Origin of the sequence: Stenotrophomonas oahuensis (genome assembly GCF_031834595.1) — a bacterium.
In the GTDB taxonomy this organism is placed as follows: domain Bacteria; phylum Pseudomonadota; class Gammaproteobacteria; order Xanthomonadales; family Xanthomonadaceae; genus Stenotrophomonas; species Stenotrophomonas oahuensis.
The window spans coordinates 1,493,805-1,507,869 of sequence record NZ_CP115541.1; the positions used below are offsets into that span (position 1 = coordinate 1,493,805).

Annotated in this window: 12 protein-coding genes; 1 reads left to right on the forward strand and 11 read right to left on the reverse strand. The window is 66.9% G+C overall.

Translation table 11 applies throughout. From position 1 onward, the window contains the following. Positions 1–25: 25 nt before the first annotated feature. The 3 genes from cls to rpmB all read right to left on the reverse strand — a co-directional run bounded on the left by cls (position 26) and on the right by rpmB (position 1,975). Positions 26–1,444, reverse strand: a complete 1,419-nt coding sequence (gene cls / locus PDM29_RS06585; protein WP_311193069.1) for a cardiolipin synthase — start codon at positions 1,442–1,444, stop codon at positions 26–28. A gap of 116 nt (positions 1,445–1,560) precedes the next feature. Beyond that, positions 1,561–1,728, reverse strand: a complete 168-nt coding sequence (rpmG, locus tag PDM29_RS06590) for a 50S ribosomal protein L33 (protein WP_170272460.1) — start codon at positions 1,726–1,728, stop codon at positions 1,561–1,563. Between the two features lie 10 nt (positions 1,729–1,738). Next, positions 1,739–1,975: a 50S ribosomal protein L28 gene (rpmB, locus tag PDM29_RS06595; protein ID WP_125362384.1), complete on the reverse strand. Its 237-nt coding sequence runs from the start codon at positions 1,973–1,975 to the stop codon at positions 1,739–1,741. Between the two features lie 257 nt (positions 1,976–2,232). Between rpmB and PDM29_RS06600 the strand changes: the two genes are divergently transcribed. After that, on the forward strand, positions 2,233–3,441 hold the full coding sequence (locus tag PDM29_RS06600; protein WP_311193070.1) for a glycosyltransferase: 1,209 nt from the start codon (positions 2,233–2,235) through the stop codon (positions 3,439–3,441). Between the two features lie 59 nt (positions 3,442–3,500). Here the strand turns inward: PDM29_RS06600 and PDM29_RS06605 are convergent, their stop codons facing one another. From PDM29_RS06605 to PDM29_RS06640, 8 genes are all read right to left on the reverse strand, one after another. Beyond that, positions 3,501–6,686, reverse strand: coding sequence for an efflux RND transporter permease subunit (locus tag PDM29_RS06605; protein ID WP_425508722.1), 3,186 nt, complete (start codon positions 6,684–6,686; stop codon positions 3,501–3,503). Next, on the reverse strand, positions 6,676–7,677 hold the full coding sequence (locus tag PDM29_RS06610) for an efflux RND transporter periplasmic adaptor subunit (RefSeq protein ID WP_311193071.1): 1,002 nt from the start codon (positions 7,675–7,677) through the stop codon (positions 6,676–6,678). The genes PDM29_RS06605 and PDM29_RS06610 overlap by 11 nt, the downstream gene beginning before the upstream one ends. Next, on the reverse strand, positions 7,674–9,017 hold the full coding sequence (locus PDM29_RS06615) for a TolC family protein (RefSeq protein ID WP_311193072.1): 1,344 nt from the start codon (positions 9,015–9,017) through the stop codon (positions 7,674–7,676). The genes PDM29_RS06610 and PDM29_RS06615 overlap by 4 nt, the downstream gene beginning before the upstream one ends. A gap of 55 nt (positions 9,018–9,072) precedes the next feature. After that, positions 9,073–9,516: a hypothetical protein gene (locus tag PDM29_RS06620; protein WP_311193073.1), complete on the reverse strand. Its 444-nt coding sequence runs from the start codon at positions 9,514–9,516 to the stop codon at positions 9,073–9,075. Continuing rightward, on the reverse strand, positions 9,513–10,964 hold the full coding sequence (locus PDM29_RS06625; protein ID WP_311193074.1) for a membrane-targeted effector domain-containing toxin: 1,452 nt from the start codon (positions 10,962–10,964) through the stop codon (positions 9,513–9,515). The genes PDM29_RS06620 and PDM29_RS06625 overlap by 4 nt, the downstream gene beginning before the upstream one ends. Before the next feature lie 131 nt (positions 10,965–11,095). Further along, complete coding sequence (locus tag PDM29_RS06630) at positions 11,096–12,907, reverse strand: DUF885 domain-containing protein (protein ID WP_311193075.1); 1,812 nt, start codon at positions 12,905–12,907, stop codon at positions 11,096–11,098. 41 nt (positions 12,908–12,948) lie between these two features. Further along, positions 12,949–13,290 carry a lipid-A-disaccharide synthase N-terminal domain-containing protein gene (locus PDM29_RS06635; RefSeq protein WP_282297052.1) on the reverse strand — a complete coding sequence of 114 codons (342 nt, stop codon included), beginning with the start codon at positions 13,288–13,290 and terminating at the stop codon, positions 12,949–12,951. Continuing rightward, positions 13,290–14,012, reverse strand: coding sequence for a glycosyltransferase family 2 protein (locus tag PDM29_RS06640; protein ID WP_311193076.1), 723 nt, complete (start codon positions 14,010–14,012; stop codon positions 13,290–13,292). Before PDM29_RS06640 ends, PDM29_RS06635 begins: the two co-directional genes overlap by 1 nt. Positions 14,013–14,065: the final 53 nt, after the last annotated feature.

Below are 14,065 nucleotides of genomic sequence, written 5' to 3' on the forward strand. Positions count from 1 at the left end.
CAGCGCTCCCTGACTGCCACCTGCGCTACATCAGCGCATCGGCGAGGCGTGCGATGCCTTCGCGCGAACGCTTCCATGCGGGGCGCTCGCGCCAGGTGCGCAGGTCCAGCTGGATGGCGTGCTTGAGGTAATCGTCTTCGATATGGACGAGCTGGCGCACCATCCGTGCGTCATAGCAGAGCAGGCCGATTTCGGCATTCAGCGCGAACGAACGGATGTCGAGGTTGATGGAGCCGAGCAGCGCGATGTCGTCATCCACAGTGAGGTGCTTGGCATGCAGGAAATGCGGCTTGTACAGCGCGATGCGCACGCCACAGCGCAGCAGTTCGTCGTAATACGCTTCCTGGGCCCAGGCGGTCAGCCGCTGGTTGTTGCTGGCCGACAGAATCAACTGCACGTTGACGCCGGAGAGCGCAGCAATGCGCAGGGCGCTGAGGGTGGCTTCGTCGGGCACGAAATACGGGGTGACCAGCACGATGCGGCGGCGGGCCAGGTGAATGAGTGCGTTCACCGCGTCGCGAGCATTGCTATAGGGATACGCCGGGCCACTGGGCAGCAGCTGGGTGGGCATGTCGGCGGCGCACACCGGCACGCTGGCCATCACGTCGAGGCGCTGTCCGGTTTCGATGTACCAGTCGCTGGCGAACACGGCTTCGAGGTGGGCCACCGCGGGACCCCGCACACGGGCAACCAGTTCACGGTTGGAGAAGCCGGGCACGAAGCCGGCCTGAGCCAGGTTCTGCGAGCCGACATAGGCCACCTTGTTGTCGATGACGGCGATCTTGCGATGATTGCGCAGGTCCATCCGGCCACTGCGCCGCCAGCGCAGGCCGCCGGGCAGCATGGCGCGCACGTCCACACCGACGGCCTGCAGCCGATGACGGTAGCGGCGCAGACCGCGCTTGGCCCCGACCGCGTCCAGCAGCAGGCGGCAATGCACGCCGCGCGCCGCGGCACGCTGCAGGGCATCGGCGACGGCTTCGCCGACGGCGTCGTCGAACATCAGGTAATACAGCAGGTGCACGCGTTCGCGGGCCTGGTCGATATCGGCAAGCAGGGCCTGCAGGGAGTGGTCGTAGTCGGTGTGCAGCTCAACGGCGTTGCCGTGCACGGGCATGAAGTCGCCCTGGCGCTCGACCAGCGGGACCACTTCAGCAATGGCGGTGTCTTTGGGCGGGTTCCAGCGCAGCAGGCGCTGCAGGCCCTGTTCCTCGCGGATGACCTGGGAGGCCTCGGCCTGGCGCTGCACGCGCTGGCGCGACAGCCAGGGGTGGCCGAACAACAGGTAGGCGGGCAAGCCGAGCAGCGGCACGAAGCCGACCAGCAGCAACCAGCTGCGGGCAGCCCCGGGCGTGGTGCGGGTCGGAATCCAGAACAGCGCGGCCAGCCGGATCAGCCAGTCGAGCAGCAGCAGCCATGAGCCCAGCACCCATTCGAACAGCATTGTGTCGCCCGCCTGGAGGTGGAGCCAGTGTGCCATGGACGATGTGATGGAAAACCGCCCAACAAAAAACCCGCCTTGCGGCGGGTTTTTCGCGGGGATCGGGTAATCCGGGTGGATTACTTGATCTTGCCTTCCTTGTACGGGACGTGCTTACGCACGACCGGATCGTACTTGGAGAATTCCATCTTCCCCGGGGTGTTCTTCTTGTTCTTGTCGGTGGTGTAGAAGTGACCGGTACCGGCGGTCGAAATCATACGGACCTTATCGCGCTTGCCTGCCATGATCGTTTACTCCTCAGACCTTTTCGCCGCGCGAACGCAGCTCAGCCAGAACGGAATCAATGCCGTTCTTGTCGATGGTGCGCAGTGCATGCGCGGAAACACGAAGCTTCACCCAGCGGTTTTCGCTGGCAACCCAGAAGCGACGCTCGTGCAGGTTCGGCAGGAAACGACGACGAGTCTTGTTGTTGGCGTGCGAGACGTTGTTACCCGTCTGCACTCCCTTGCCGGACACCTGGCATTTACGGGACATTGCGCACCTCGATAGTAGTCATTGTCAGCCCATAGCCCGGGCGACGGCGGCCTCGGCGGTGACCCGCCACACGTCAAGAGAATCAAAGGGTTACGCTGTCGAAGGCGAGCCGGAGGACGTGTTCCCGGCCGCCAGCCAGGTCGAAACCGGGCACAGCGAGCCGCGCATTATGCACGGCAACGCCGGGCAGCGCAAGGGGTTATCCACAGGGGAAGGCTGAATGTGGATACTCGAACTTCCCCACATCGGAGCCGCCAATGCGATTGCTGTTCGTGACCTACGGGACCGAAGGCGACACCCGGCCGCTGGTGATGTTGTGCCACGGGCTGATGCAGGCGGGGCACGCGGTGATGCTGCTGGCCGAGGGCGGCACGCTGGAATCGGCGCGGGTGCTGGGGGTTCCGCATGCGGCGCTGGAGGGCGACATCCATGACGAGGTGGTGGCGCTGGTGTCACGTGGGAATGATCTGGGTGCAGCGGCGCGTGGGTTGGCGCGGATGGCGGCGCGCCATGTGCCGGCGTGGATGCGGCAGGCGGATGCGGCGGCGTTGGGGTGCGACGCGGTGCTGACCGGCGGGCTGGCTGCGTTTGTGGGCATGAGCGTGGCGGAGCGACATGGCATTCCGGTGATCGGGCTGGGGATGATTCCGCTGACCCCTACCCGGCTGTTTCCCACGCCGTTTCTGCCGCGCCTGCGCTTGCCCGGCCTGTTGAACCGGTGGAGCTACAGCGCGGTGAACCATGCGGTGTGGCGGACCTTCAAACGGCCGATCAATGAAGCGCGCCAGGCGATGGGCATGACGGCGCGACGTTCGCTGTGGGGGGATGTGCCGATGTTGTATGGCATCTCGCCCAGCCTGTTGCCGCAGCCGGCGGACTGGCCGGCCGATCATCATGTGTGTGGGCAGTGGCGTGCGCCGGATATGGGGTGGCAGCCAGATGCGGCGCTGCAGGCGTTTCTGGATGCGGGCCCTGCCCCGGTCTATCTGGGCTTCGGCAGCATGACCGGGTTTGATCGGGAGCAGGTGCTGCCTGCGTTGCTGCGTGCATTGGAGCCGCGTCGGGTGTTGTTGTCGCCGGGATGGGCGGGTTTGCCTGACATGCCTTTGCCGCCTTCGGTGTTCGTGGTGGGGTCGGTGCCGCATGAGGCGTTGTTTCCGCGTTGTGCTTTTGTCATCCATCACGGAGGGAGTGGGACGACGCACTCGGCGTGTCGTGCTGGGGTGCCGTCGTTGGTGATGCCGTTTGCGGCGGATCAGTTTTTCTGGGCTGGGCGGTTGCGGGATGTGGGCGTGGCACCGGAGGCGTTGTCGGTGAAGCGATTGGAAGTGGCTTCGCTTGCGCGCGCAATCAGGTCTGTGGAGTTGGCGCAGACGCGGGAGCGGGCGGTGGTGCTGGGGCGGGCGATGGCGGGGGAGGATGGGGTGGCGACGGCGGTGGAACACGTTGAACGGTTGATTCGTTGACGTGTTTCGCACCTCGAGGGTCACGACCAACGGTCGTGACCTACCGTGTTGACCCGAATTCAAGGTTGGCGGTGGAGCCAGCGGTAGAGGACCGGCAGTACCAGCAGGGTGAGCAGCGTGGAGGACACGATGCCACCGATGACGACTGTGGCCAACGGGCGCTGTACCTCGGAACCGGCACCGACGTTGAAGGCCATCGGCACGAAGCCGAGTGAGGCGACCAGCGCGGTCATCAGCACCGGGCGCAGGCGGCCGAGTGCGCCTTCGCGTACGGCGTCGTTCAGGGCAAGGCCGTTGTCACGCAGGCTGCGTACGAAGCTGATCATCACCAGGCCATTGAGCACCGCCACGCCGGACAGCGCGATGAAGCCTACCCCGGCGGAGATCGACAACGGAATGCCGCGTGCGGCCAACGCGAGCACACCACCGGTGAGCGCCAGTGGCACGCCGCTGAACACGATGGCGGCGTCCTTGACCGAGCCGAACGCCCAGAACAGCAGCGCGAAGATCAGCAGCAACGTCACCGGCACCACGACAGCCAGGCGCTGGCTGGCGGAGATCAGCTGTTCGAAGCTGCCGCCGTACTCCAGCCAGTAGCCGTTGGGCACCTGCACGTTCTGGTTGATGGCCTGCTGCAACTCGCTGACGAAACTGCCCAGGTCGCGGTCGCGCACGTTGGCGGTGACCACGATGCGGCGCTTGCCGTTCTCGCGGTTGATCTGGTTCGGGCCTTCGCTGTTGGTCAGGGCAGCCAGCTCACGCAGCGGAACGGTGCGGGCACTGCCGCTGGTCCAGTTGTCGGCGCGGCTGGATTCATCCGCATCGCCACCGGCCAGCGCCGCATCCAGCGACACCGGCAGATCAGCCAGCGCGGCCGGGTCCTGCCGCAGGGCTTCGGGCAGGCGCACCACAATGTCGAAGCGGCGGTCGCCCTCGAACAGCTGCCCGGCGACCTGTCCGCCCACTGCCGTGGCGACGGTGGACTGCACCTGCCCGGGATTCAACCCATAGCCCGCCAGCGCAGCACGGTTGGGGGTGACCGTCAGCAGCGGCAGCCCACTGGTTTCCTCCACGCGCACGTCCGCCGCGCCGGGCACCTGACTGGCCACGCTGGCAATGCGCCTACCCACCGACAACAGGGTGTCGAGGTCATCGCCGAACACCATCACCGCCACGTCAGCGCGCACGCCGGAGATGAGTTCATTGGTGCGCATCTGGATCGGCTGGGTGAACTCGTAGTTGTTGCCGGGCAGCTGCTCGACGGCATTTTCGAGTTCAGCCAGCAGCACCGCGCGCGGTTTGCGCGGATCGGGCCAGTCCTTGCGGGGTTTCATCATGATGAAGGTGTCGGCCACCGAGGGCGGCATCGGATCGGAGGCGACTTCCGGCGTGCCAATCTTGGAGAACACCTTGCTCACTTCCGGAAACTGCACCAGCCGGTTCTCGATCAGCGTCTGCATCTGCACCGACTGGGTCAGGCTGGTGCCGGGAATACGCATGGCATGCATGGCGACATCGCCCTCGTCCAGGTTCGGCACGAACTCGCTGCCAAGGCGGGCGGCGAGCAGGCCGCAGGCCACCACCAGCACCGCTGCGCCACCGACCATCCAGCGTCCACGCCGCAGCGAGAAGTCCAGCGCGGGCGCGTAGCGGGTCCGCACCCACGCCATCAGCCGGTTCTCCTTCTCCTGCACGCGGCCGCCGAGGAACAGCGCGATCGCGGCCGGCACGAAGGTCAAGGCCAGCACCATCGCACCGGTGAGCGCCAGCACCACGGTAATGGCCATGGGGTGGAACATTTTTCCTTCCACGCCACTGAGCGCGAAGATCGGCAGGTACACCGCGGTGATGATGCCCAGCCCGAACAGACTGGGGCGGATCACCTCGGCGGTGGCACTGGCGGTCTCAGCGAAGCGTTCGGCCACGGTCATGTCGCGCCCGAGCGCGTGCTGGCGCTCACCGAAGCGACGCAGGCAGTTCTCGATGATGATCACCGCACCATCGACGATCAGCCCGAAGTCCAACGCGCCCAAGCTCATCAGGTTGGCGGATACCCCGCCTCGGGCCATGCCGGTGAGGGTGAACAGCATCGCCAGCGGAATCACTGCCGCGGTAATCAATGCCGCGCGGAAATTCCCCAGCAGCAGGAACAGCACCACGATCACCAGCAGCGCACCTTCGACCAGGTTCTTCGCCACGGTCTGGACGGTGCGGTCGACCAGCGCGGTGCGATCGTAGCTGGCGGTGACGGTCACCCCTTCAGGCAGGCTGCGTTGGGCCTGCTGCAGCCGCGCGGCGGCGGCCTGGGCGACCTCGCGGCTGTTGGCCCCGATCAGCATCACCACGGTGCCCATCACCACTTCATGCCCGTTCTGGGTGGCCGCGCCACTGCGCAGTTCAGGACCGTCCTTGACCTCGGCCACGTCGTGCACGTGAATCGGCACGCCTTCGCGACGGGCCAGCACGATGTTGCCGATCTCCTCCAGGTTGGCTACCTGGCCGGGGATGCGCACCAGGAACTGCTGGCCGTTGCGCTCGATGTAACCGGCACCGACATTCTGGTTGTTGGTTTCAACCGCCTGCGCAACATCCTCCAGCGTGAAACCCAGCGCGCGCAGACGGGCCGGATCCGGCGTGATGTGGACCTGACGCTGGAAGCCGCCGATGGTGTTGACCCCGGTTACCCCGGGCACATTGCGCAGCTGCGGACGAATCACCCAATCCTGCAGGGTGCGCAGGTCGGTGGCGGTGTAGGGGGTGCCATCGGGTTTGCGCGCCTTGGGATCGGCGTCGATGGTGTACATGAAGATCTCACCGAGGCCGGTGGCAATCGGCCCCAGCTGCGGATCCAGACCCACCGGAATCTGCGATTTCACCTGCTGCAGGCGTTCGGCCACCTGCTGCCGGGCAAAGTAGATATCGGTGCCGTCCTCGAACACCACGGTGACCTGGGACAGGCCGTAGCGCGACAACGAGCGCACCTGCTCCATCCGCGGCAGGCCGGCCATCACCGTTTCCACCGCATAGGTGATGCGCTGCTCGGCCTCCAGTGGCGAGTAACCCGGCGCAGCAGTGTTGATCTGCACCTGCACGTTGGTGATGTCAGGGGTGGCGTCGATCGGCAGCCGGGTGAAGCTCCAGATGCCCACCGCGATCAACGCCAGGGTGAGCGTCATCATCAACCAGCGGTGCGCGATGGACGCGCCGATGATGCGTTCCAGCAACGGCAGGCGGTCAGTGCTCATGCGCGGCCCCCGCCTTGCCAATGTCGGCCTTGATCACGTAGCTCTGTTCGACCACGACCTCTTCGCCGACGCTGAGACCTTCCAGCACCTCGGCCTTCTGCGCGTCGCGAGCACCCAGCTTCACCGGGCGCGAGGTATAGGTGTCGCCAGTGCGCACGAACACGACGTACTGGCCGTCCAGGGTCTGCACGGCAGTGAGCGGCACCACCTTGGCGGCGGCGGTGGTCGCCACCACGATGCGCGCCTTCACCGCCGCACCGGGGCGCCACAGGCCGTCGTCATTGCGCAGCGATGCGCGGGCAACGGTGCTCTGGCTGGCGGTGGCGGTACCGGGCAACACCCGCTCCAGCGTGGTGGCCTGGGCGACGTCGTCGGTCATGCGCGACACGGTCACCGGCACGCCCGCGGTGATGTGCTGGGTGTCATTGCCGAAGATATGCAGGTCCACCCACAGCGTGGACAGGTCACCAATCTCGAACAGCGGCGTGCCCTCGCCTGCCACACCGCCGACCTGCGCCTGCCGTGCCAGCACCACGCCGCTGATCGGCGCGCTTACGGTGTACGTGGACAGGCTCAGGTTGCTGTCGATGCTGGCCAGCACCTGCCCAGCCCTGACGCTGTCGCCGACGTTGGCGCGCAGCGTGCGGATCGGGCCGGGGAAGCGCGCCATTACCTGGGCGACGCGGCCGTCGACCGGGGTCAGCAGGCCCTGTACGTCGTGTTCGTCAGCGATGGTGCCGGCGGTCACCGCAGCGACGCGGATGCCGGCCTGCTCGGCCATGGCGGCAGAAATGGTCGTGCGCTGCGGTCCTTCATCGTCGTGGGTGTCGCCGTGTCCGTCGGACCCCGCTGCTTCGCCCGGCGCATGGTCATGATCGGCTTCGGTGTCGGTCGTGGCTGCGGACGATGCGTCGTTGCCGCATCCACTGAGGGCGAGCACGGCCAGCAGCACGGCGGCGGCCAGAACGGTGCGGAAGGTGAAAGCAATCATGGGCGGTCCTCCGTGGACACTGCAGCCGGTATGGGGGTGGTGTCGCTGACAAGCAGGCTCTGCCCGGTCAGGCGCTGGATCTCGATCAGGCCGGTCTGCGCAGCAATCGCGGCGTCCAGCTGGCGTTGCCGCGCTTCGATGCGCAGCGCCTGCAGTTGCGCCCACTCCATGTAGCTCACCGCGCCTGCCCGCCATGCGGTTTCGGCGGCTTTTTCGGCGCGTTGCAGTTGCGGCAGCACGTCGCGCGCCAGTCGCGTGACTTCCAGCCGCGCGGTCTGGTAGCGCCCATGGGCTTCGGCCAGAGTGGCGTACAACTGCATTTCGCGCGCCTGGCGTTCAATGCCGGTCAGCGCGCGCTCGGCTTCGGCCGCACGGATCTCCGGCTCGGCGCGACGCACACCACCCAGCGGCAGGCTGAAGCCGGCGACCAGCGAGGTGTCACGGCTTTCGCGGTTGTTGCGCACACCCACCTGCCAGTTGAAGTCCGGCCTGGCCTGGGTCCGCGCCAACTGCAGTTGCGCGTCACGGATGCGGCCTTCCCCGGCGAGAACGGCCAGCTCCGGCGTACCCTGCAGCAGGTCAGTCAATACGGTCAGATCCTGCAAGGCGGGCAGCTGAAGCGGGTTGCCACTGACAGTATCGAAGTCGGCTTGGCGTTGCTGCCACAGCGCGGCCAGTGCGACCTTGGCGGACTGCGCCATCTGCAGCGCGCGGTCGCGGTCCAGTTCGGCCTGGGCCAGTTGTGCCTGTGCGGTCAGCAGCACCGATTCGGGCGAAGCACCCGCCTGCAGACGCAGGCGCGCAGCGGCCACAGCACGTCGTCGCTGCTCGATGTCGGTGCGGGCGATCTCCAACTGCTGCCCGGCCTGGGTCACCGCCAGATAGCGGCGGGCGACCTCGGCCATCAGGTCCAGCCGGGCGATTTCGCGCTGCGGGGCCAGCGCATCCAGATTGGCCTGGGCCAGGGTGCGACGAGCATCCAGCTTGCCCCCGCGCTCCAGCACCCCGGCCAGGCTGACCGTGAGTTCGGCAGCATCGAGGCCGCGCGCGGCCCCGGTGCCCAGCGCGTTCTCCAGCTCAACGCCGAAGGTGAGCGGTGGCCGCAGCGTGGCCGCGTCGCGTCGGGCTTCCAGTACCGGGCGCTGTGCGTCGACCAGGCGCAGGTCGGGGTGCTGGCGGGCGACGCGGGCGATGGCGTCGTCGAGGGTCAGCGCGGGCGCGGGTGCACCGGGAACAGTGCGTTCGGCGCTGTGCTCAACAGAAATGGCGGGCGGCGTGCCCTGCGCATAGGCGCACGGCACGAACGCCAAGGCCGCAAAGGCGGCCACGTGCGTCCACATGGGGTTCTCCAGATAGCAGAAAGGTTCAGCGAACGCGGCACTGAGCCGCGTGGCGTCAACCGGCTATCGGGGGGCGCAGCAGATTTTCCGGCGGCTGCGAACGCAGCGCATCGTCCAGACCCGCCGGAACCGCATGCGCGGGAGCCGGCGGCAGCTGCCAGTTGGGCGCGGCAAAGGCGAGCATGCCGCCCTGCCCGTGGCAATGACCACAGTGCACCAGCGCATGCAGCAGCCGGCCACCGGTATCGTCGTCGCCATGCCCGTCATCGTGGTCCGGTTCCGACGCGGGATGCGACACCGGGGGGTGATCTGCATGCGACAGCGCATGCAGATCACCCAGTGCCGACGCCAGCGCGCCACCGGCGGTACCCAGCAGCATCACCGCCAGCAGAAACAGGCGGAGCGGCAACGGGCAGCGGTGGCGCAGGCGGGACAGCATGGCCGGCAGGGTAGCGGCCGCCGTGGTCGTTACACAATCGCAGGGGCGGGCGCGCTTCATACGGGGGTGCCGCGCGGGACCTCTTCCAGGCGGCTGGCCAGGGCCTGACGCAGATGATCGAGATCGCGGAACTCATGCGGCGCAGCTGAGCGGCTGTCGGAACCGGCCTCCTCGGTGGATTGCAGACGGATGCCACCCGCCTCCGTCGGCACAATGCGGTGAGCGACGAGGCCGCGTCCGGCGGACCGGCGCACCAGCAGCTGCTCACCGCTGTCGAGTTCCACCAGTCGGTAGGTACCCACGCGCGACAGCGCGGCCCTGCAGCCGGCAATGGCGGCGCGCAGCTGACGCGCCGCCTGTGCCTGCTCGGCGCTGCAGGGTTCGGGTGTGCTGAGCAGGCCGCCCCTGCCCTGCGTGGGGACCTTGAGCAGGTAGTCACACTGCATTTCGCCGCTGTGGGTCAATGGCCCAGGTGGAATCGAGCGGCCCGGATCGAAGCCGGCTCGCAGCTGGGTGCTTTCGCCGGGATCGGCATCTTCCACACGCAGAGCGGGAATGCCCAGCCTCGGCCCCACCCCGGCAATGCCGTTGGTGCTGCCGGCATAGCCGTTGCTGAGCAATGCGACCCAGCGGCGCACGCCCTGCAGATGCTCCCGCTGGCGCTGGTCATGGATGATGCGCTGCGCCGCCACATGACTGATCACCCGCACACGCAGGTCGGCGGCGGATTCATGTGGACTGTCCAGCTCGTCGGCAGCGCCTTTCAGGTGGTAGCTGGTCATCTGGTCCAACGCCACCACGCGCACCCCCGCACGGCTGGCCGCATCCAGCACGGCCGCATAGGTGCTGCCCCCCTGCGTGTCGGTCATGTGGCCACTGTCGATCTGGCGCATGAAGTGCTGCAGGGGCTCCGGTGGGTGACCCGTGCGGTGCAGTGTGTCCAGATGCTTCTGATGAAGGTCGTACTGCAGCTGGTCCAGGTACAGCGTATCGACGCCGAGCGAACGCAGCACCGCCATGTTCTGGATCAGTAGCTGCTTGCTGGCACGACCGGCATTGGCTTCCGCCACGATCAGCCCCGGACGGGTGGTGAGCAGGCGGCAAAGTACGTCGGCCGGGTGCTGACAGCCCTCCAGGGTCGGCGCGGTCATGCCGTGCGCGGGTGCGGCCACCGGCATGGCGCGCACATCGGCCAGCAGGGCCGTGCGCATGCGGTAGAACAGCGCCTGTGCGTGCTGCTCTGAAGAACCGGCACGGAGCAGGTAATCGGGGTCAAGCGCGCGCCGCGAGTCGCGCAGCAGACCCAGGAGGACGCGCGCCTCTTTGGGCGGTATGAGAAAGCGAGCGGTGGGGTCTGGCGTGGGCGTGACCGCAGCGGCGGCAGGCATTTCCCCGTTGCGGACCGATTGCAGCTGCGGCTGGCCTTCAGCCGTCGGTAGTCCAGGCAGGGCTTCGCGCGGCGCGCTGACCCATATGCGCTGTCGCAGCGCGCTCAGGGCATCCAGCATGTTCACTACTCCTTGGGATGACGCGCGCCCAGCGTGGCGCGCGTCCCCAACCATAGTGATCCGCATCCATCAGAGTGCGAACTGGCTTCCAGTATCGACAGAATCAATCGATTCCGATGCCAAAGCCGACATCACGGCGCGCGTCGTTCGGCAATGAACGCCTGGATCTGCTGTTCCAGCACCGGCAGCGGCACCGAACCCTGCTTCAACACGGCGTCGTGGAAGGCCTTGACGTCGAAGCGGTCGCCCAGATCCTTTTCGGCCTGCGCGCGCAGCCGCACAATGGCGATCTCGCCCAGCTTGTAGCTCAACGCCTGGCCCGGCCAGGAAATGTAGCGGTCCACTTCGGTGGTGACTTCATGCTCGCTCAGCGCGGTGTGGTCGCGCAGGTAGGCCAGGGCCTGCTCACGCGTCCAGCCCTTGTGGTGCACACCGGTGTCGATCACCAGGCGCGCGGCGCGCCACATCTCATAGGTGAGCCGGCCGAAATCTTCATAGGGCGTTTCATAGATACCCATTTCCACGCCGAGCTTCTCGCTGTACAGGCCCCAGCCTTCGCCATAGGCGGAAATGTAGGCGTTGCGGCGGAACTCGGGTTGTTCGCCCTGCTCGGCGGCCAGCGCACCCTGCAGTGCATGGCCCGGGTCGGACTCGTGCAGGGTCAATGCGGGCAGGTTGTACAGCGGACGGGCCGGCAGGTTGTAGGTGTTCAGCCAGTAGGTGCCCATGCCGCCGCGCCCCGCAGTCCAGAACGGGGCGATGTCCGGCGGCACCGGCACGATGGTGAAACGGGCGCGCGGCAGCGTCATGTACTTGCCGATCTGTCCATCAATGCGCTTGGAAATCCACGCCGCGCGGTACAGCAGCTCGTTGGGCGTCTTGGCATAGAACTGCGGATCGGTACGCAGGAAGGTCAGGAACTCGGCGAAGCTGCCCTTGAAGCCCACCTGCTGGATGATGGTGTTCATCTCGGCCTGGATGCGCGCCACTTCCTTCAGGCCGATCTCGTGGATCTGCTGCGGGGTGAGATCAAGCGTGGTGTATTCGTGGATCTGCTGCTGGTAGTAGGCCTTGCCATCCGGCAGCGCTTCGGCGGCCAAGGTGGTACGGGCCTGCGGCACGTATTCGTTGAGGAAGAAGGTGCGCAGCTTGCCGAAGGCGGGCACCACGCTGCTGCTGATGGCCTGGCGCGCCTGCGCCTGCAGCTGCGCCTGTTCGGCAGCGGGAATGCTGGCCGGCAGTTTCTTGAAGGGTGCGTATAGCGGCGATTCGGTCGGATCCTTCAGGTCGGCGACCATGCTGATCGCCACTTCGCGACCATCCAGCACGGCGCGCGGCACGCTGAAGCCACGCTTCAAGCCGGCCCGCATGTTGTCGGTCTGCTGGCCGAAATAGCGCGGCACATCATTCAGGCGCGCGATGTAGTTTTGATAGTCCTTGGCGGACTTCATTTCGCGGCGCGCCATGAACGACAGGTTGGACCAGAACGACGAGTCCGAGTTGAACGGCATCTCGTAGCCACGCAGGCGTACTTCGGCGGCCAGGTTGAAGACCTGGTCGCGGTAGATCGCGTAGTTGACCTGGTTGGTCGGCGACAGCGCCTTGACGTCCACCTTGTCCAGCTGGGCCAGCACGTCGTCCCAGACCTTCAAGCGCGCCTGCTGGGCGGCGGCACCGACGTCGGGCATGCGGGTGGCCTGGGCCGGGCCGTCGCCATCCTCGCTGGCTTCGCCGCCACCGGCCTGGCGCCAGGCCCATTCCTTCTCGTAGATGGCACGGAACGCGGCGTCAGCCGGTGATTCGGTGGCCACGCTGGCCGGCGCGGAAGGCGTGGCGGGCGGTGCGGCGTAGGCGGCGGCCGGCAGGGACAGGGCGAGCAGCAGGGCAACAGACAGACGGGTATTCACGCAGACGGGTTCCCGGGGAAGGCGAACTCCGATCATGGCACCCCGGGTTCAGCGTGGCATGTATCGAACGTTGGGGGTCAATGTTCGGCGCGATCGCGCTTCCAGCCGCGATGCTTGATGTCCAGGTGCAGGCTGTACAAGGCGGTGAAGGCCGGGAACAGGTTCTGCAGCACGCCCACCGAGTCCTGCTTGGCCGAGAACAGGAAGTAGCTCAGGGTCATCAGGCTGCCGACCACGCTCATGTACCAGAACAGCCGCGGGATGACCGGCTTGCCGGCACGGCGCGAGGCAATGAACTGCACCAGCCAGCGCCCGCCGAACATCAGCGCGCCGGTGTAGCCGATCAGCTTCCAGCCGGTGACATGCAGGCCGGTCCAGAACAGCCAGGTGATCGGTTGGTCCAGCCAATGCAGTTCCATCAGCGTTCTTCCACGGCGGTACGACGGCTGCGGGTGATCAGCCAGGCCACCCCGCGCAGGTCACGGATGCCGACCAGGGCGCGGCCGAGGTTGTTGTACTTGGAGACACCGGCGGTGCGATGGCGGTGATTGACCGGCACGCTCACGGTCTGCCAGCCGGCACGTTGCATCAGCGCGGGCAGGTAGCGGTGCATGTGGTCGAAGTACGGCAGGTCGAGGAAGGCAGCGCGCTCGAACAGCTTGATGCCGCAGCCGGTATCGGGTGTGTCGTCGCGCAGCATGCGGGCACGGATGGCGTTGGCCCATTTGCTGGCCCAGCGTTTGCTGCCGCTGTCCTGGCGGTTGACCCGCCAGCCGGCGAACAGCTTGACCGCCGGCTGCGCGGCATCGCGCGCAACCAGCAGGCGCGGAATGTCGGCCGGGTCGTTCTGCCCGTCGCCGTCGAGGGTGGCAATCCACGGCGCACGCGCGGCCTTGACCCCGGTGCGCACCGCGGTGCTCTGCCCGCTCTGGGTGACATGATGCAGAACCCGCAGTTCGGGGGTGGTCGCCTTGAGCGCGGTGAGCACGGCCAGGGTGTCATCGCGGGAGTGGTCGTCGACGTAGACGATCTCGTACGCCACGCGGCCGCGCAGGGCGGCGGTGATCTCTTCGATCAGAGGCTGGACGTTGTCGCGTTCGTTGAAGACCGGGACGACGACCGACAGCTGGGGTTCGCTCATGATCGTGTCCTGGAGATGGGTTCGCGGCCGTTGAAGGTCCGCGCATTCTCCGT

Excerpts from the sequence above, each read along its gene's own strand:
- PDM29_RS06630 (WP_311193075.1), bottom strand. The coding sequence starts at position 12,907 with ATGATCGGAGTTCGCCTTCCCCGGGAACCCGTCTGCGTGAATACCCGT.
- cls (WP_311193069.1), bottom strand. The coding sequence starts at position 1,444 with ATGCTGTTCGAATGGGTGCTGGGCTCATGGCTGCTGCTGCTCGACTGG.
- PDM29_RS06620 (WP_311193073.1), bottom strand. The coding sequence starts at position 9,516 with ATGAAGCGCGCCCGCCCCTGCGATTGTGTAACGACCACGGCGGCCGCT.
- PDM29_RS06605 (WP_425508722.1), bottom strand. The coding sequence starts at position 6,686 with ATGAGCACTGACCGCCTGCCGTTGCTGGAACGCATCATCGGCGCGTCC.
- PDM29_RS06600 (WP_311193070.1), top strand. The coding sequence starts at position 2,233 with ATGCGATTGCTGTTCGTGACCTACGGGACCGAAGGCGACACCCGGCCG.
- PDM29_RS06640 (WP_311193076.1), bottom strand. The coding sequence starts at position 14,012 with ATGAGCGAACCCCAGCTGTCGGTCGTCGTCCCGGTCTTCAACGAACGC.
- PDM29_RS06635 (WP_282297052.1), bottom strand. The coding sequence starts at position 13,290 with ATGGAACTGCATTGGCTGGACCAACCGATCACCTGGCTGTTCTGGACC.
- PDM29_RS06625 (WP_311193074.1), bottom strand. The coding sequence starts at position 10,964 with ATGCTGGATGCCCTGAGCGCGCTGCGACAGCGCATATGGGTCAGCGCG.
- PDM29_RS06610 (WP_311193071.1), bottom strand. The coding sequence starts at position 7,677 with ATGATTGCTTTCACCTTCCGCACCGTTCTGGCCGCCGCCGTGCTGCTG.
- rpmB (WP_125362384.1), bottom strand. The coding sequence starts at position 1,975 with ATGTCCCGTAAATGCCAGGTGTCCGGCAAGGGAGTGCAGACGGGTAAC.
- PDM29_RS06615 (WP_311193072.1), bottom strand. The coding sequence starts at position 9,017 with ATGTGGACGCACGTGGCCGCCTTTGCGGCCTTGGCGTTCGTGCCGTGC.